We start from the raw sequence: 17,682 nt of genomic DNA on the forward strand, positions 1-17,682 counted from the left end.
ATGTCGACCGGCCTGACCGACCTGGGCTACAAGACCGTGCTCTACGGCGAGGACGGCGCCATGCTCTACGGCCTGCAGGAGGTGGAGGGCCTCGGCGAGAGGTTCTTCGACCCCGTGACGGGCGAGATGCTCCCTATGGTTTAAGTCTTTATTCGGTAGGCATCATTTGCCTATCTTGTTTGTGTCAGTTGACAGGTATTAGAGTTGTTCTTACGTTCGCTTGGGATGGGTTATGAGCAAATTAGAATGTATATTATCTCGGCTATTGTCTTATCTGGGATTTATTGTTGTTGGAGTATTGGCCGTATGTTCGCTAATTTTCACTTTTGTGTTTCCTGACTCTTATATCGAGCATCCGGAAATTGCTGCCAGGTATTCGATTGCGTCTTTGGCGCTGCTTCCTGTGTTCATCTTAATTTGCTTTTTATTTATTTCTCGTATCAAGAATAGCAATCTAGGAATGTTTAGATTGTATGGAAGCATTTGTATAGCCGTATTAGGCTTGACCTGGATTCTATTAAATAATTTTCATCCAGTTGCTGATCAAGAGGCGTGCCTAAACGTTGCAAGGGGATTGTCGGAGGGCGATGTCTCACTATTTGAAAAAGCCAGCTATATTTCCAAATATCCCTTTCAATCTGGCTTAGTTTTATATTTTTATATTATTGGAAAACTATTTGGCTTCTCTAACTGGCCTATTTTTCGCTTATTGAATGTGATTTGGCTGATCGTTTCATATAATTACATTTGCTTAATAACTGAGCGTATATTCAAGTCGAATACTGTCTGCATTTTTGTTCTGCTATTGATGGTTTTGTTCTTGCCGTTTTCTTTGTTTAGCCATTTTATTTATGGGAATGTTCCCTCATTTATGCTGTGCGCGGCGGCGATTTATTACCAGCTGTTATACCTCCAAAAAGCACCAAGGCCCTTATATATAATTCTCCATATTTCTTTCTATCTGCTTGCATTAATTATTCGTTTGAACAGCCTATTGTTCTTATTGTCCTCAATATTCGTTTGGCTGTTTTCCAGCAAGCTTTCTTTTGTAAAGCCTGCTAAATATTTGATCGTTTTATGTCTAGTGGTTACTTATTTAATTGCGTCCATTGTCCCGTCTTCCATAATTTGCCGAACCGTTGATTGCGATTTGGACAACGGCATACCAAAAACTGCTTGGATTGCAATGGGCATGCAGGACGGTCCCAGATGTGCTGGCTGGTATAATAATTATATCGAGGAGGTTTACTACTCTTTTGATGGTAATCAAGCCGATATTTCGAGCAATTCGTTGGATTATGTCAAGGAAAGAATTCGATACTTTCTTGACAATGAATTTGACTTCTTCCAGTTTTATAGTCTAAAGATTGGTTCGCAATGGCTTGATCCCTCTTTCCAATCGTTTTGGATTACTTATACGGGATACGGCGAGAAGCCATTCGATTCTGAACTAAGTGGCGTCACCGAATCGCTTAACTATGATTCCATCCTTCAAAATTCATGGAGAAAAGGGCTATTACATAAGTTGTCTCTAGTTTTTATGGATGCATTTCAATCTTATATATATATATTCGCTGCTGTAGGACTCTTTGCTTATCGTAAAAAGTGTGACTTGTTAAAACTATTACCCTTGATTGTCTTTTTCGCAGGGTTTTTGTTTCATATTCTTTGGGAGGCCAAATCCTGCTACGTCATTAATAATTTTGTAATGCTTGTACCTTATGCTGCCTATGGGTCCTATATTGCTTATATGCAATTTCGAAAAAATAGATCTTACCCGGAGTCCTTATAGTCTTCAGGTTTTATTGAATTCGCTTATGTTTGGCATATTTGTATGCCAAACATGCTCGATTAATCGACGCACCGGCAGGCCTACTGCGTTCGAAGACGGTAAACTGAAGAGAAATACAAAAAGTTTATATGTGGGACGAGGGTTTAATGGATAATGTGATTCATCTTGCTGCCAGTATCAATAAGAGCTATCTTCCGTATTTCAGCGTTATGGTATCGTCCGTTTTTCGTCATAGGGACCCTGCGCGACGGTATTACCTTCATGTCCTTTCTTTTGATGTTACCGAATCGGATCTCCATGATGCCGTTCCGTATCAAACTGATTCGTTTAAACTGAGCCTGCTGGATGTTTCCGAACTGAATAAGCTGTTGGCCGGCTATCATTTTGGGTCTCAGTTTGGTCCCGAGTGCGTTTTTCGTCTAGGTCTGATTGATCTTCTTCCGTCTGTTGATAAAGTTTTATATCTGGACAGTGATTTAGTTGTTCTTAAGGATATTTCCGCGTTATTTGATGTTGATATTCAAAAGAACTGTCTTGCTGCTGCTCTAGACATTGGTTCAATTGGAATGGTGTCAGGATATGATTTAAGGGAAGCTAACCGATTGCAGCGTCTCGGTATCGATAATTCCCATTCATATTTTAATTCTGGGGTTCTTTTGATGAATCTTTCAGAGCTCAGATTGTCGACTTCGTTAAATGAGCTTCTTTCTTGGATTGTGGACTTCAAACCAGAATATCCTGATCAGGACTGCCTTAATCGATTTTTTTCAAATCGAACGCTTCGTCTTTCAATGAGATGGAATGTTTTGTTTGATTCGGAAGGCATCCGTGTGAAGGATATTGCCACGTATGCTCCGAAACCCCTTTTCCGCCAGTATTTGGATGCACGAAATGACCCCAGTATCTTTCATTTTGCTGGACCTTGTAAGCCATGGATGCGATACGTTGATGGTTCTCAATTATTCTGGTCTGAAGCACGTTTTTCACCATTGTATGAATCGGTCGTTGCTGACTACGTCTGCAATCAAGCTGTCCTGAATTCTTCTTCTGCTTTGCAGCCGGTTTGGTCAACATTTGATGACTTATATTTTGAAGTCAATGAAGGAGAACGTATCCGAGCAGATTTGCACAGAAGGCTTACTGATGCTGAAAAGCGTATCGATGAGCTGCAAGCGAGTATCGATGAGCTGCAAGCGAGTATCGATGAGCTTAAACGACTAAAAACCCCCTTAATCAATAAAGTTTATGCACGGATTAAAAACTGACTTCTCGAAATCTCAGTGCAATTAAACTAAGTGAGTCCATATAGCGAGATGAGGATGGATATGAGCCCAAAAGTTTCAGTCATTGTGCCGGTATACAATAACGAAGTATTTGTTGTTTCCTGTATCAAGAGTCTACTTGCCCAGACACTTCAGGACATTGAGGTTATCGCCATTAATGATGGCTCTACGGATAATTCTTCCGAAATTCTGCACCAATTTGCCGATTCCGACTCTCGCCTTGTTGTCGTTGATAAAGAAAATGGCGGATATGGGGTTGGAATAAATACTGGTCTCGATATGGTTCATGGCGAGTATGTTACGATTCTTGAGTCCGATGACTTTGCCGATCTTGATATGCTTGAAACGCTCGTGAACTATGCGGATGCATTTGATTTGGAGGTTGTTCGAGCTAATTTTTATCTCTATTGGGCTAAAAAAATCAAGAACGATCACTTGCTAGAGCTGTTTGGAAATCATGAGTGTGATCGGGTTATTGACCCGAGCATGCGCGATAATCAACATTGTTTCTATGTTCAGCCTGCTTTGTGGTCGGCTATCTACCGTACTGATTTCATCAAAAAGAATAACCTCCGCCTATTAGAGACGCCTGGTGCTGCCTATCAGGACACTGCATTTAACTTCAAAATTTGGGCTTGCGCTAAACGAGTTATGTTTGTACATAAGCCTTTTGTCCATTATCGACAGGATAACGAGGCGTCTTCAATTAATAATCCTGGCAAAATGAATACCATTTGTCTTGAGTATGAGGAGATTCGTCGTTGGCTTCGTGAGGACCGACCCGATTTACATGATTCGCTTTCACCTGTTGCAACAAAAATGATGTGCGATGCATATACATGGAATGCTGGTCGCGTGGCTGACGAATATCGGCTTGATTTTGTTAAAAGATTCGGCGCTGAATATGCTGAAGCTAAGGCGGCAGGAGAGGTTGATCCTACACTGTTTGCTCCTGGGCAATTGTCTGCCGTTGAGACAACAATTTCCGATCCACAGGCATTTATTGATTTCATTACAAAGGGTGTTGACTATCAACACGGGATTAAGCGTTTCGAACGTAAGGTTAAAACTGTCTTCCAAGTCGCACAACAAAGTGGTTTTGACCAAGCGAAAGCGTTGATTCAGAGTAAATTGACACGTGATGACTCCAGGTCCATGCTCGTTGACTTCATTGATAATGAGATGGTGTCAAGGAAACTTCCTAAATTTAGCTTAGCTCATACTGAGCCTAAGATTTCCGTGGTTCTTCCCGTCTTTAACACCGCCGAGGTATTGAGGGAAACACTTGATTCCATTTTCGCTCAGGATTTTGCTGATTTCGAAATCATTTGCGTCAATGATGGTTCAACAGATGCTTCTCGAGATATTCTTGCTGAATATGAGCAGCTTGATTCTCGCTTAAAGGTTATAGATCAGGAGAATAAGGGCGTTGCAGCCGCTCGCAATAGAGCACTCGAGGAAGTCTCCGCCGCTTACACGTTGATCCTTGATTCTGATGACATTTTTGCCTTCGACATGTTTAGTAAGCTGTATAAGCGTGCACAGCTTACAGATGCTGATATTGTAGTTTGCAGTAGTTGCGAATATGATGGCAAATCATATCAATCGATTCCAACGCCTTGGGCATTGAAGCTCGACCTTATTCCTTCGAAAGATTCATTTACTGTCGATGACGTCTCTGATACTTTGTTCGAGGCATTTATGGGCTGGCCTTGGGATAGGCTGTATAAAACATCGCTAATTAGAGACTCGAAATTGCTATTCCCCACTGATTTGGCTAATAGTGAAGACGGCGTATTTGTATATGGGCTTCTTTACCGCGCTAAATTGATTTCTGTTGTTAGCGAAGTTCTTGTCAAGCATCGTTTGACAAGAAAGGGGTCTGTCTCTAATTCACGCGATGCCAATCCTGAGTGTTTTTACCAAGCAATTTGCCGTATTAAAGAAGATCTTAAAGAGATCGGCAATTATGAAGCTTTGCAGCGCAGCTTCCTAAACTGGGCTCTTGATTATTCAATTTGGAATATTTCGACTTTGTCTGACCCTTCAATAAAACGGTGTCTTGCGAAAAAACTACTAAATGATGGCTACGTGGAATTGGAATTTGGTAGACACGCTTTACCATATTTCTCCTTATATGGTAAAAAAACCTATCTCGGTATTCTCAATCTTAAAAAACTGGCACGATAGCTTTTAAGATTGAATTTGCATTTACTATTGGACAGCCTTTAGATGAGCATTTTTCAACTTTTCTGCTGACCTAAAGGCTGCTTTCTCTCTTTTTTGGAAACGAGTTGTCCCATGGATATCGGTAAAAGAGTCATTGAGTTTGATTGGCTGGAAGCCTTATCAATCTATCTTGTTTGCTCGATTCACTATCCAGTTTTTTCTTCGACTTCTATCGGCTCTCAAATATGGCATTTTTTTGCGTTAACGGCAGTCCCAGTTTTCTTTGCCGTGCACGGCGCGCTTCTACTCAGGAAGAAGTTCGATTTTAAAAAACACTTAAATAGATTAGTTAAGACAGTGAAATATTTAGTCCTGTTTAAATTTGTCATATATTGCCTATTTGTCTTATTTGGATTCATGGATCCAATTCCTACTGCTTCAGGCTTTCTTAATTACTTCATTACTTGTTCAGATTCTAGCGGCTTTCCGGTGGAACATACCTGGTTCATCTATGCTTTGATTTCCATTTATTTTGTTTTTCCAGTTATCGCTCTCGCATTTCAGCAAAATAAACAAGTTGTAACTGCTATCGGATTAACTTTCCTGCTTACGTTGATGTGCGGCAATGCACTAGACATGCTTCAAATTATCTTATTTGAATCCGTTAAGTATAGCTTTATGAATGCTATTTCTTTTGTTAATCCGTTTGGCATTTGGTCCTTTTATCTCTGTATCTTCATTTGTGGGCCATGTATCTTCGATAATTTGAAACAGTATATTGGTAGACGTCATGTGGCATTAGCAATTTTTGCTATATTCAGCGGAATTACATTGCTTATGGTTGAATATTATGCGTTATATGGAACGTATTGCTGGACTGGTCAAGTTTTGCCAGATCAATATGTTCAGTTCGGCGTCGCGATGGAGTTTTTTGGTCTAGTCGTGCTCATAAATAATATTTGTCCCGCTTTTGAAGGAGCTCGAATTGTTTCAATCATTCAGGCGTTTTCAGAAAATACCTTATTCATTTTTTACCTCCATATGCCCGTCTTGTGGCTTTTGAATTATTGCATCAGTTGGAAGCATGGTTTTATATTCAGCTTGATGCGGGCTGCTGTTGTGTTTATTGGTATCGCGATCGTTGGTGTCGCTTGTAAGCGATTATTCAATAATAATCTATCTAAGAAATTGAGTGTCTAAATGCAATTGCTAGAAACCATGTATCTGTCTCGTTGGAAATATCCGATTTCAATAGTTATTGCCATTATGGTGACAATAGGCTTTTGCAATACGGCTGTCGGTGATTTCAGATCGTCCCGCTTTTTACTTTTCTTGGTATTGCTGCTTGTGCTCATTCAATTGTTGTGCATTGATGTCTTGGCGTATTGCTTATTAGTAAAAGGCCCACTGTTGCGCATGGATCGACTTATTCAATCAAATAGCTCAAGAAAACTCGCTTTGTTTCTTTTATTGTCATGGTCTGTTTATCTTGTCGTCTATTTCCCTGGAGTATTGAGTTTTGATACTTCGTTTCAGCTGGCTCAGTATTTCGGTAATCCTAGTCACGGCATCTTTCCAATGTCTGATAACTCGTTATTTACTGATCATCACCCTATTTTCACGACTTTTATTATGGGTTCAGTAATTAAGCTAATGCACTGCATTTTTTCATACAATCTATCACTATGGTTTCTCTGCATCTTAATGGCGTTCGTACAGGCATCATTATTTGCTTGGCAGATCAGCCTTCTCTCTTCTATTATTGATAATAGAAGAGTCCTAACATTGTTGTACTTGTTTTACTGCGTTTTTCCTGCTTTCGCATATTTCTGTTGTGTTCCATGCAAGGATATTATTTTCTGTATCTGCTTAATTGGTTTTCTTAATATATGGATTTCCATGTATGTTAAAACGCCAACGCTTAATACTTTCGTTCTATTTTTTCTATATGCGCTACTTTGTGCTCTTTCAAAAAAAACAACCATATATGTATTTGTGCTTGTTTGCATTGTGCTGCTATTTGTGCATATACCCGCAAAACGAGGAATGTTCGTTTCTTTAATTAGCGTTATCTGCGTTGTTCAGGTTTTTATTCCTTTGTTTTTGTTTCCTTTGTTCTCAATTTCCAAAGGATCTGTAATTGAAGCACTTGGCCCATTGTATCAATGCACCGCTCGGTATTGTAAAGAATATCCCGGTGATGTGCTTGATGAAGAGAAGGCCGTTATCGATTCGATGCTTGGATATGACGGGCTTGGAGATCGATATGACTATCGTTTGGCTGATAATGTCATTCATTATTGGGATGGTGTCGATGAGTGGCCCAGTTCGGATAAATTGAAAGCCTATCTTGTTGTCTTTGTCAAACAGGGCTTACGACATCCGGACGCATATTTACGTGCTTTTTTATCACAAGAGAGTGGCTGGTTTTCTTTTGATGAGTATCTGTATTTCCCTGAAGGTTCTGGCTGTTTGTTGGTTTCTCCTGAAAATGGTCAACCTTCTTTTGAGAGACCAGCAATTTTCCAATCTGCATCTTCAGCTCTGTCCAGCGCTTTACAGCTAATTGTAAAGCTTCCATTTATTGGCTTATTTTTCAGTCCTATTACCTATTTAGTTTCGATTGTCTTGATACTGGCGAACAGCATTGTTTCGTGTAAACTTGACCGTTCGAAATGCAGTGCAGCTGTCATCTGGCTATGTATCCCAATTCTATGTATGGTTCCCTTCCTTCTTCTGTCACCCACCTCTATAGTGTCAACCAATTTTGAGGCAGTCCGCTATTTTCTCCCCTTTATTTATAGTGTTCCGCTTCTGCTGGTTATGTCTAGAGCAAAGTTAAAGTCTGTGTCTGTTTAGGGAAATGGCTCCGCTGCGAATTCGATGCAGCGGAGCCATTTCGTCGAAAATCGATCATGTTCTATCGTGTGTAGCTCGATAAATTTATTTGATTCTATCGAGTCTCTGCTTACTCAGAAACGATATCTTTCCTGAACATATATGTTACAAGCTCCCAATTTTTGCGTTCGATTTTAGCGATTGAGTCAAGAATCAATCCAGTCGCCAAGCTTAGACAGCTGAGGAATACAAAAGCGACGGCCAAGATTGCTGTCGGCAGTCTTTCTACTAGTCCGGTATAAGTAAAATCGACAACGACCGGTATTCCCAATATTAGACCAAGCAATAGAAGCAATGCCGCAATTATGCAAAACAGTTTCAAGGGTCTATAGTCCTTAAACAGCACGCCAATCATTTTAATAACTTTGATTCCATCGGATACGGTGTTTAGTTTTGATTGGGATCCTTCTGGCCTATCTCTATATACGATGGGAATATCCTGAATTCGCCATCTTCTATCGACTGCATGGATTGAAAGCTCCGTTTCGATCTGAAAGCCTTCGCTTAAAACGGGGAATGTTTTTACAAAAGGCTTGCTCATGGCTCTGTAACCGGTCATGACATCGTCAAACGTATAGCCATAAATCCATTTAATCATGAATCTGACCAGGTTATTACCGAAACCATGGAAGGCTCGTTTGTTTTCTTCAGCATAGGTGCCATTGGATAGGCGGTCGCCGACTGTCATATCGGCTTCTCCGTTCAAAATCGGGAGGCACATTTCAACGGCTTTCGTTTCGTCGTATGTGTCGTCGCCGTCGACCATGAGGTAGCAGTCGGCCTCAATATCCCTAAACATCTGTCGGCATACATTGCCTTTTCCTTGCCTCGGTTCGTGTTTGACAATGGCGCCATGCTGCTTTGCTATTTCCGCCGTTCCATCAGAGGAATTATTGTCGTAAACATATACCTTTGAACCGGGGAGGGCTTTCTTGTAATCCTCCACCACTTTTGCGATCGTAAGCGCTTCATTGTAGCAGGGGATAAGTACAGCGACGTTATTGAAATTCATTCAGGTCTCCAACATCTGGGCTTTACGATCATGTATTCTAATCCACGCATATGAGCTTCTTTGTGTGATTCGGTATTAAGCTCGTTTTAATCAGATTCGCCGATATACTAAATGAGTTTACAGCGTCGTATTAAGGATTTGTATATGAGTAAGACCGATGGCGTCGTTATCGAGTCTCATGCAAAAAACGAGACAGCCAAGGACATTTTTATTCTTAAGCAGCTAGTCATAAAGGATTTCAAGCTTAAGTATCGCCGTAGTTTTCTCGGTGTTGCTTGGAGTGTTTTAAATCCCCTTCTTATGATGGTCGTTATGGCGGTTGTTTTCTCGACCATTTTTGCCCAAGGCCGTAATGGCGGCGCGGTTACTCCAGAGATGTATCCTCTTTATCTTATTGTCGGTAACGTGACCTTTACGGTGATGTCTGATTCGACTTCACAAGCTCTTATGTCCATACTTTGGGCCTCTTCTCTTCTAAAGAAAGTTAAGGTCCACAGGTGGGTGTTTCCCGTTCAGAAGATACTCTTTGCCCTAGTTAATTTTGCCTTTTCGCTAGTTGCCGTTGCCATTGTAATGATTTGGTTCCACGTGATGCCTACCTGGCATTTGATTCTGCTGCCCGTGGCCCTTCTTCTTTTAATGCTCTTTTGCATGGGTGTTGGTATGGCCCTTTCGGCTCTTACGGTGTTTTTCCGTGACGTTCAGCATCTTTGGGGCGTTGTGCTTACGGCTTGGACGTATGCCACGCCTATTTTCTGGACTTCTGACTTCATTTACGCCATGCCCCATTGGCTCCAAATTCTTATGTGGGGCAACCCTATGTACAATTACCTGCAGTTTATGAGGGATATTTTCTTGTTCCAAACAACTCCCGATCCCATGACGCTGACCCTTTGTGTCGCGTGGGCGCTTGCGTCCCTTGTTGTTGGCTACCTGATCTTCCATAAGACTGAGCATAAGTTCATTCTCTATATCTAGAAGGAATTAACGTCATGAGCGTAATCGATGAGAAGCCTTTGTCCATTGAAGTCAAGGATGTATCCATGGTCTTTAACATGGCATCCGAGAGTCTTACGAATTTAAAGGAATACTTTATTAAGCTTGCACGTCATGAGCTTTTCTTCGAGGAGTTTAGGGCGCTCAAGCATATTTCCTTCGATGTCCATAGGGGTGAAGTTGTCGGCTTAGTTGGTACAAACGGCTCCGGTAAATCCACCATGCTTAAGATCATTGCTGGCGTTCTTGAGCCGTCTGAGGGTTCGGTTGTGACACATGGCACCATATCGCCGCTTATCGAGCTTGGCGCTGGATTTGACTATGAACTCACTGCTCGAGAGAACATTTATCTCAATGGAGCGCTCCTGGGGTATACGAAAGAGTTCATCGATGCGAATTTCGATGAGATTATCGATTTCGCAGAGCTCAATGATTTTGCCGATATGCCGCTTAAGAACTTTTCGTCTGGTATGGTCGCGCGTATTGCGTTTGCAATCGCTACGATTACCGAGCCGGATATCCTGATTGTCGATGAGACGCTTTCGGTCGGCGACGTTTTCTTTCAGCAGAAGTGCGAGAGGCGAATCCAGCATTTCATAGGGAGCGGTGATGTTACCGTTTTGTTTGTGTCGCATTCCATGGAGCAGGTTGAGCGTATTTGTCAGCGTGCCGTGTGGATTGAAAAGGGCGATCTTCGCATGGATGGCCCCGTCGACGAGGTGTGCAAGGCATATCGCGATCAGTTCAACTAGGTTATAATTAACTGCATATTGCTCCATTAGCTCAGTTGGATAGAGCAGGGGACTTCTAATCCCAAGGTCGACGGTTCGAATCCGCCATGGAGCACCTTTTGTTTGTCGGGTCCAGCTTATGCTGGGCCTTTTTATTTCCGCAAATATCTCCGCTTGGCGATTTCAGTGTTGCTCTAATTGGGCTGTTCGTTCAAGGTGTTGTTAAGAAATGTTTAAGCGATTGGGTGATTTAATGATTGGTGCTGATACGTTTCGAACTTGTTTTCGAAAGCGATTGAGGGGAATAGCGCTGCTTCTCTTTTTTATTGCGCTTGGCGTAATGCCGACCCAGGCAAAGGCTAAGAGCTATGCCGAGCTTGATGACGGCGTTTACACCATCACTAATGTTATTGCCGATAAATCGTTGGATGTTGCGGGTGGTAATTGCGTCAACGGGTCGAACGTGCAGGTTTATGAAGGTAATCATACCTACGCCCGGGCTTGGAGAATCTCTAAGAAGGGACCCTCTTATTCCATCCAGAATTCGATTACCGGTATGGCGCTTGATGTTGTTGGCGGCTCAAAAATCGCGGGTGCTAATGCACAGCTTTATGATTCAAATAACACACAAGCCCAACGATGGAAATTTGTCCAGAACGCTGACGGGTCGTATTCAATTCGCTCCGACTGCAATGGCTTGTTTCTTGATGTTGCCGGTGGAAGCTCAAAAAATGGAGCCAATGTCTGCCTTTATACGTCAAATGGTACCAAGGCGCAAAAATGGAGGGTCGAGCGCGTCACTCAACCTGTTAAAGACGGCTCCTATCGTATTTCTACTGCTCTGTCGGATAAAAAGGTGATTGACCTTTGGGGTGGATCTTTAGATAACGGAGACGCTGTTCAAATCTACGAAGGTCACGATTCGTCGGCTCAGGCTTGGAATGTTGTGTTCGACCAGAATACGGGCTACTATTCCATTTTCTCTGCGCTGTCTGGTTGTTCTTTTGATATTCCTGGTGGTTCCAAGTCTTCCGGTGTGCGTATTCAGCAGTACTCATCTAATCGAACTCCGGCACAGCAATGGTGTCTTCTGCAGACTTCTGACGGTCACATTGAAGTTGTCTCGGCACTAACAGGTAAGGTGTTGGATGTTCCCGGCGCTTCTCTCTCTAATGGCAACCAACTGCAAATGTATCAGGCGAACCATACCGCCGCTCAAAAATGGACGTTCAACACGTCTCCAATAGATCATTCTGGTTCTTTTCAGCTTAAGACAACTGTTGACGAATCGGGTGTACTTGACGTTTCCGGTGGGTCAAAGGATTCCGGCGCTGCATCGCAGCTTTGGATCTCAAATCTGTCTCTGGCGCAGAAGTGGGTGCTTGAACGTTAAGATGACGGCTCGTATACCTTTAAAAATGCCAACTCGGGGCTGTATTTGACGGAAATCGCGAAACGTGGAATCGAATATCGTAAAGAGCCTTCGGGTCGTTCATACTGGATCCTGGATGCTAGCTTAAACGGGGGATATCGTATTAAAAACAAACAGTCCGGCAGATGCATCGATCTTTCCGGTGGATCGAGCGCTGCTGGTAACAGTGTTTCTACGTACTCGAGTAACGGAACCAAGGCTCAATCGTGGTTGCTCGTCCCATGCGATTTGATTGAGAATGGTGACTACTATCTGCTAAACCAGAGTGGCACCAGGCAAGTTCTTGATGTTCCGAACGCTTCGTCTGACGGGGGACTTGCGCTTCAGACGTACGTTTTAATGGCTCGGCGGCTCAACAATGGCATCTCGAGAACACGGGCGGCGGTTTCTTTACCATTAAGAACATCAACTCGGGTTTGTGTCTTGATGTCCGCTCAGGCCGTGCCAAATCGGGGACTATTGTCCAGCAGTATGCCGAGAACGATACCAAAGCTCAGTCTTGGAAGTATGTTCCCACTTTCAGTGGTGGTTATATCCAGTCTGCACTCGGTGACTATGTGCTCTCGACCAAGCGCGGGGCCGAATCGGGCGTGCTCACTATTATTTCTATCGACAAGACAACTCCGCAATCCGAATGGGAGTTTAGGAATTTTAACAATCCCGGTGATCTTGTCATTTCCCATAGCGTGGCCGCGTCTGAGTACAATCTGAGTCTTCGCTCGGGCTCGCTTGAAATTGGGATGACCTTTGACCGTTATGGCAATGCACACTTTGCGCTTCCGTCTGTTTTTGACCTTAACTCTGCTCAGCTTGCATACAGTGGTGGGCCGGAGACGTCTATTACTGTTGGAGACTGCTCTGTTGGACTTACCGTGGGGTCTTCGGTGGCGTTAAGCGATCTTGGCCTGACAAGCAGTGCGAACTCTGGTAGTCCGATCGTCGTTCGATCCAACCTTGATTCGGCCGATTTGTTCGTGTTTGACATTAAACAGATCACTGGCGTGGCATCGATGTTTATTAGCAGTGACGATCCGGTCAATTATGGGCGTGGCTACATCGAATCGAGTGGAGACCATACTGCAGTTGCTACCGGTTCCATGAAGCTTGTTGACGCCTCCGGCGTCTCCGTGTATGACGGCGCACTGTCTCAGATTAAAGGTCGCGGCAACAGTACATGGATGATGGACAAGAAGCCATATCAGATCAAGCTCGATAAGAAGACTGACCTTTTGGAGACAGGCGACAAAGCGAATAAGAATAAGACTTGGGTGCTTTTGGCAAACGCCTATGATGGAACTTCGATGCGTAATGCTGCGGCATATTCGCTTGCGTCTGCATTGGGAACCCATGCGCCGATTGAGTACCGTGCCGTTGATCTGTATTACGACGGACAATACCGCGGCGCTTATATGCTCTGCGAGAAGGTCCAGATCAACTCCGGTCGCGTGGATATCGACAACCTTGAAGACGCTAACGATGCCGTTAATAGCGGGATAAGCTATCAACTTATCGAGGGGGTTAACTCTCGCGGTAATCAAATGAAGTACGCTGAGGGCCTTCAAAATCCCGCCGACATCACGGGCGGCTATCTGATTGAGTTTGACCAGGAGCGCTATGTGAATGAGGACGCTTGGTTTAGCGTAGATTCGGGAAACGGCGTACTGTACTTTGTGTGCAAGTCGCCTTGTGTTTGGACCAAGGATGAAGCCGAATTTTTGAGTTCTCGTTTCCAGGAATTTTTCGATTGCATTCGCAACGGAGGTGTCAATCCTGAGACGGGAAAAACGACGGCGGATTACTGCGACATTGATTCTCTTGCGCGCCTTTACTGGCTCAATGAGATTACCAAGTGCGTTGACGGTTTTAATTACTCATCAACGTATCTGTTTAAGAATTCTGATGCCTCTGGCGACTCGCAGTTTGTTTTCGGTCCAGCCTGGGATTTTGACTTGGCGATGGGAAACGCTCTTTCATTCCAGTCAAGTGACAGTTGCTTGTCGCCGCAGGGTTGGCTTACGCGCAATGCTGTTTTAGGCTCACGTCTGCTGCAGGATCCGACGGTTCGCGCTGCTGTTGATGCCGTCAAGCAAGAAGTGCTTGACGAAGCCCGGGGGTGCATCAATGGGCAGGATTACCTTGCGTATGAGTCTAGTGTTGCTACCTCTGTGAACATGGAGTCTATGTTGTGGGGTGTCTCTTCTGAGTCTACCGATGATGTACGCGCATGGCTCAACAGTCGTCTGGATTGGCTTGAGACGGCGCAATAGGGCTATAGACTGATTTTTTACGTCCGTGTTTAGGGTCCTGTTGTTTTATTGGCTATCTATTAAGGTCGTTCGACTTACGTCGGGCGGCCTTTTCTGTTGGTGAGTAACTCATGGGCTGGGCCGTTTGCTTGAACGCCCCGAATTTTGGCATCGGGGTGCGCTTGATTGCTCCACATATAAGCCCGGTACAGCATTCGCGCTGTACCGGGCATTCTGTTTGCTTATGGTCGCTAGCTAATGCGCCTTTGTTTCTACGCCTCCGTGGGCTCCACGCCAAGCTCGTTGCGGACGAGCTCGAAGGCGGCGGCGATGGCCTTGTCCATGTCGTAGTACTTGTAGCCGCCCAGGCGACCGGCGAAGATCACGTCGCCCTCCTGCGCCGCCAGCTCCTCGTACTGCTTGTAGAGGGCCTCGTTCTTGGCGTCGTTGATGGGGTAGTAGGGCTCGTCGCCGGGCTTCCAGTCCGCCGGGTACTCTCGCGTGATGACGGTCTTGTCCTGAGTGCCGAACTCGAAGTGCTTGTGCTCGATGATGCGCGTGTAGGGGACCTCGCGCTCGGTGTAGTTGACCACGGCCACGCCCTGGTGGTCCTGCTCGTCGAGTGTCTCGGTCTCAAAGCGCAGGCTGCGGTACTCGAGCGTACCCAGCTTAAAGTCGTAGAACGCGTCGATGGGGCCGCAGTAGATCGTCTTGGCGGCGATATCGGGCTCGGCGGCGATCAGATCCTTGTACTCCACGCCGCAGCGGACCTCGATCCCCTCGAGCATGTTGGCGACCATCTTGGTATAGCCGCCCATGGGGATGCCCTGGTAGCGGTCGTTGAAGTAGTTGTTGTCGTAGGTAAAGCGGCAGGGGAGGCGCTTGATGATGCTTGCGGGCAGGTCCTTGCAGTCGCGGCCCCACTGCTTCTCGGTGTAGCCCTTCACGAGCGTCTCGAAGATGTCGCGGCCGACGAGCGACAGCGCCTGCTCCTCAAGATTCTGCGGCTCGCCGATGTTCTCGGCGGCCACCTGCTCGGCGATCTTGGCCTTGGCGTCTGCCGGCGTGACGACGCCCGGCCACATCTTGGCGAAGGTGTTCATGTTAAAGGGCATGTTGTACATGTTGCCGTGGAAGTTGGCGACCGGCGAGTTGACGTAGTTGTTGAACTCGGCGAAGCGGTTGACGTAGTCCCAGACGTCCTTCATGGAGGTGTGGAAGATATGCGCGCCGTAGCGGTGGACCTGGATGCCCTCGACGTCCTCGGTGTAGATGTTGCCGGCGATGTGGTCGCGGCGGTCGATGACCAGGACCGACTTGCCGGCGCGCTTGGCGGCATTGGCAAAGACGGCACCCGAAAGACCGGCGCCGACGACAAGGTAATCGTACTGGGACATGGAAATGCTCCTTTGTATGTCGATTAGACAGTTACTTTTGTTTGGGGACAAACGTACCTGATGTGTTCGTCCCTGGGGTTAGTGTAGCAGACGCTTCTTCAGCAGCTCCAGCGCGTGAGCGTAACCGGGTTTCCAAATGATCTTAAGGACCCACTATTCTGCTTTCAAACACTCGGGCAAGACGTTTGCTACTGCATCCATTGCCTGCGGCCTCAGGTACTGCTCATTGAGCTTTGCCTTTTTGTAGGCATAGCGAGTGTCTGCCGAGTATTTGATCAATACGTCGGTGAAGAATCGCTCCCAACTTAGGTACTTGCGGCTTTCGATATAGCTCGAAGGATCCTTGAGGATTGTTGGAATGTCGTTGTTGGGGATGAGGCCGGATTGCAGAAGCGTCCACTCAAATGATTCCGGGAGGAACAAGCGAACGTTCTTGTAAACGCGCTGTCCGAGCACCTTTTCGATGTAGGGGCCAAACGCTGCGCCGTCTCCAATGGCAAGAACGTTTTGCTCGGGGCATTCGTGAATCGTTCGTTTTAGGTTTGCTACGCCGGTAGCGGTGTAGCAGGGGATTCCCAGTCGGTTGCAAAGGGCGCTGTAGAATTGATAACCAGACTTGCTATCCTCGACAATTACGGCATCGGGATTGTCGAAACCTACGTTAAGGTCCTGATACAGCATACTTGCCGTGTGGTCATATAGCGGCTTGGTCACCGAGTAGAAGCGCCTGTCGCTCTTGCGGCCATTGATCGTCTTGCTTGTGGTATTGACCAGTTTTAGGATCTCGTCGACGCTGTAGGGGAGCTCGTTGGCGTCGCGACGAGATATCAGAACAAAATAGTTGGACGAGCCGTTGACGGCTTTGGCGAAGTCCTTTGAGTAGATAAACTCGTTACCCTCATCTAGAAAGACGATTGAATCTTCGATGATCGACAGCTCGCGCTCCCAGCGTCTGCCAGAAAGCGTTTCGCAAGGTACGTCGCAGCTGAGTGCAACGCCGCTTTCCGGTCCTCGGTCGTTGTAGTCGCGAATCATCGAGATGAGCGTCGTTTTGCCCGTGCCGCTGTTGCCGCGTATGAAGGAAATATTTCGTTTAAACGTGAGCGTGTATTTGACCTTTGCACGCTCTACGACAACGGTGTGCGTTCCCCTCATTACTCATCAACATCCAAAAAGTCATTCGTGGCGCCGACAAACTCCTGCATGTTCCTGACGATGCGGCCATCGTTTTCAATGCGGATTTCAAAGTTCTTCCAAGGGAATTTCATGATGTGGTAAAGGGTCACCAGCACATCCTGTTCTTTGCCGATCTTGAGTAGCCAGCGGGCACAGTTGTCTCCGCAGGTGGATGCGTTAAACACCATATTTGGGAGATTGCGCACCAGCAGCAGCGTCTTAACGCCGCCGGACAGTTCGAGTGGAGTGATTGAGCCCAGCTGCTTGCTTACGATGTTGTGGGGACCGATGAGCTCTGATCCGTCCACGCGTTTAATAATCTGTGCGGCCATGGGGTCTTCGAACCATGAGTCCAAGTATGAGTTCCTAAAATAGGTTTCGGTATCGTAGATGGAACCGGGGTAATCCCCCAGGTGAATGCTCAGCATGTGGGTCTCCAGACGTAGTGTGACTGCAACGATTATATGCCAGTAATAAAATGCCGGCAGCAGCGAGGTCGCTACTGCCGGCGCTGGCTTTATTAGCGCGTAGTCGTGTTGATGGATTTGCT

General features: G+C 45.5%; 13 protein-coding genes, 1 tRNA gene and 2 pseudogenes. 12 read left to right on the forward strand and 4 right to left on the reverse strand.

The window, feature by feature from the left end:
* Window positions 1-232 precede the first annotated feature (232 nt).
* The 5 genes from ACTQV4_RS05170 (at window position 233) to ACTQV4_RS05190 (ending at window position 8,103) form a co-directional block, all read left to right on the forward strand.
* On the forward strand, window positions 233-1,792 hold the full coding sequence (locus ACTQV4_RS05170) for a hypothetical protein (RefSeq protein WP_441569424.1): 1,560 nt from the start codon (window positions 233-235) through the stop codon (window positions 1,790-1,792).
* A gap of 146 nt (window positions 1,793-1,938) precedes the next feature.
* Window positions 1,939-3,057 carry a glycosyltransferase gene (locus ACTQV4_RS05175; protein ID WP_441569425.1) on the forward strand — a complete coding sequence of 373 codons (1,119 nt, stop codon included), beginning with the start codon at window positions 1,939-1,941 and terminating at the stop codon, window positions 3,055-3,057.
* A gap of 60 nt (window positions 3,058-3,117) precedes the next feature.
* Window positions 3,118-5,265: a glycosyltransferase gene (locus ACTQV4_RS05180; RefSeq protein ID WP_441569426.1), complete on the forward strand. Its 2,148-nt coding sequence runs from the start codon at window positions 3,118-3,120 to the stop codon at window positions 5,263-5,265.
* A gap of 111 nt (window positions 5,266-5,376) precedes the next feature.
* Window positions 5,377-6,444: an acyltransferase family protein gene (locus tag ACTQV4_RS05185; protein ID WP_441569427.1), complete on the forward strand. Its 1,068-nt coding sequence runs from the start codon at window positions 5,377-5,379 to the stop codon at window positions 6,442-6,444.
* Entirely contained in the window at window positions 6,445-8,103 is a 1,659-nt protein-coding gene (locus ACTQV4_RS05190) for a DUF6020 family protein (protein WP_441569428.1), read from the forward strand.
* 109 nt (window positions 8,104-8,212) lie between these two features.
* On the opposite strand, the gene ACTQV4_RS05195 is transcribed toward ACTQV4_RS05190, so the two are convergent.
* A complete protein-coding gene (locus tag ACTQV4_RS05195) occupies window positions 8,213-9,154 on the reverse strand; it encodes a glycosyltransferase family 2 protein (RefSeq protein ID WP_441569429.1) in 942 nt (313 codons plus the stop codon).
* A gap of 144 nt (window positions 9,155-9,298) precedes the next feature.
* Here ACTQV4_RS05195 and ACTQV4_RS05200 point away from each other — a divergent pair, with 144 nt between their 5' ends.
* The 7 genes and pseudogenes from ACTQV4_RS05200 to ACTQV4_RS05230 all read left to right on the forward strand — a co-directional run bounded on the left by ACTQV4_RS05200 (window position 9,299) and on the right by ACTQV4_RS05230 (window position 14,580).
* Window positions 9,299-10,132, forward strand: coding sequence for an ABC transporter permease (locus ACTQV4_RS05200; RefSeq protein WP_441569430.1), 834 nt, complete (start codon window positions 9,299-9,301; stop codon window positions 10,130-10,132).
* Between the two features lie 14 nt (window positions 10,133-10,146).
* A complete protein-coding gene (locus tag ACTQV4_RS05205; protein ID WP_441569431.1) occupies window positions 10,147-10,902 on the forward strand; it encodes an ABC transporter ATP-binding protein in 756 nt (251 codons plus the stop codon).
* Window positions 10,903-10,922: 20 nt separating this feature from the next.
* Window positions 10,923-10,996: transfer RNA gene (locus tag ACTQV4_RS05210), tRNA-Arg, on the forward strand.
* 114 nt (window positions 10,997-11,110) lie between these two features.
* Window positions 11,111-12,274, forward strand: a complete 1,164-nt coding sequence (locus tag ACTQV4_RS05215; protein ID WP_441569432.1) for an RICIN domain-containing protein — start codon at window positions 11,111-11,113, stop codon at window positions 12,272-12,274.
* 45 nt (window positions 12,275-12,319) lie between these two features.
* Window positions 12,320-12,628: pseudogene (locus tag ACTQV4_RS05220) on the forward strand (RICIN domain-containing protein); the annotation flags it as partial.
* Window positions 12,629-12,675: 47 nt separating this feature from the next.
* A pseudogene (locus tag ACTQV4_RS05225) lies at window positions 12,676-12,951 on the forward strand (RICIN domain-containing protein); the annotation flags it as partial.
* Between the two features lie 102 nt (window positions 12,952-13,053).
* Window positions 13,054-14,580 (forward strand): CotH kinase family protein, encoded by a 1,527-nt coding sequence (locus ACTQV4_RS05230; protein WP_441569467.1) that lies wholly within the window; start codon window positions 13,054-13,056, stop codon window positions 14,578-14,580.
* Between the two features lie 251 nt (window positions 14,581-14,831).
* Here ACTQV4_RS05230 and glf read toward each other — a convergent pair whose 3' ends face one another.
* The 3 genes from glf to ACTQV4_RS05245 form a co-directional block, all read right to left on the reverse strand.
* Window positions 14,832-15,956 (reverse strand): UDP-galactopyranose mutase, encoded by a 1,125-nt coding sequence (gene glf / locus ACTQV4_RS05235; protein ID WP_441569433.1) that lies wholly within the window; start codon window positions 15,954-15,956, stop codon window positions 14,832-14,834.
* A 153-nt stretch (window positions 15,957-16,109) separates the two neighbouring features.
* Entirely contained in the window at window positions 16,110-16,991 is an 882-nt protein-coding gene (locus tag ACTQV4_RS05240; protein WP_441569434.1) for a hypothetical protein, read from the reverse strand.
* A 119-nt stretch (window positions 16,992-17,110) separates the two neighbouring features.
* Window positions 17,111-17,560 carry a DUF4869 domain-containing protein gene (locus ACTQV4_RS05245; protein WP_427748113.1) on the reverse strand — a complete coding sequence of 150 codons (450 nt, stop codon included), beginning with the start codon at window positions 17,558-17,560 and terminating at the stop codon, window positions 17,111-17,113.
* Between the last annotated feature and the right edge of the window lie 122 nt (window positions 17,561-17,682).

Origin of the sequence: Collinsella sp. LCP19S3_B11 (assembly GCF_052121915.1) — a bacterium.
Taxonomy (GTDB): domain Bacteria; phylum Actinomycetota; class Coriobacteriia; order Coriobacteriales; family Coriobacteriaceae; genus Collinsella.

Excerpts from the sequence above, each read along its gene's own strand:
- ACTQV4_RS05175 (WP_441569425.1), top strand. The coding sequence starts at position 1,939 with ATGGATAATGTGATTCATCTTGCTGCCAGTATCAATAAGAGCTATCTT.
- ACTQV4_RS05195 (WP_441569429.1), bottom strand. The coding sequence starts at position 9,154 with ATGAATTTCAATAACGTCGCTGTACTTATCCCCTGCTACAATGAAGCG.
- ACTQV4_RS05205 (WP_441569431.1), top strand. The coding sequence starts at position 10,147 with ATGAGCGTAATCGATGAGAAGCCTTTGTCCATTGAAGTCAAGGATGTA.
- ACTQV4_RS05185 (WP_441569427.1), top strand. The coding sequence starts at position 5,377 with ATGGATATCGGTAAAAGAGTCATTGAGTTTGATTGGCTGGAAGCCTTA.
- ACTQV4_RS05245 (WP_427748113.1), bottom strand. The coding sequence starts at position 17,560 with ATGCTGAGCATTCACCTGGGGGATTACCCCGGTTCCATCTACGATACC.
- ACTQV4_RS05180 (WP_441569426.1), top strand. The coding sequence starts at position 3,118 with ATGAGCCCAAAAGTTTCAGTCATTGTGCCGGTATACAATAACGAAGTA.
- ACTQV4_RS05230 (WP_441569467.1), top strand. The coding sequence starts at position 13,054 with ATGACCTTTGACCGTTATGGCAATGCACACTTTGCGCTTCCGTCTGTT.
- ACTQV4_RS05215 (WP_441569432.1), top strand. The coding sequence starts at position 11,111 with ATGTTTAAGCGATTGGGTGATTTAATGATTGGTGCTGATACGTTTCGA.
- ACTQV4_RS05200 (WP_441569430.1), top strand. The coding sequence starts at position 9,299 with ATGAGTAAGACCGATGGCGTCGTTATCGAGTCTCATGCAAAAAACGAG.
- ACTQV4_RS05190 (WP_441569428.1), top strand. The coding sequence starts at position 6,445 with ATGCAATTGCTAGAAACCATGTATCTGTCTCGTTGGAAATATCCGATT.
- ACTQV4_RS05170 (WP_441569424.1), top strand. The coding sequence starts at position 233 with ATGAGCAAATTAGAATGTATATTATCTCGGCTATTGTCTTATCTGGGA.
- ACTQV4_RS05240 (WP_441569434.1), bottom strand. The coding sequence starts at position 16,991 with ATGATTCGCGACTACAACGACCGAGGACCGGAAAGCGGCGTTGCACTC.
- glf (WP_441569433.1), bottom strand. The coding sequence starts at position 15,956 with ATGTCCCAGTACGATTACCTTGTCGTCGGCGCCGGTCTTTCGGGTGCC.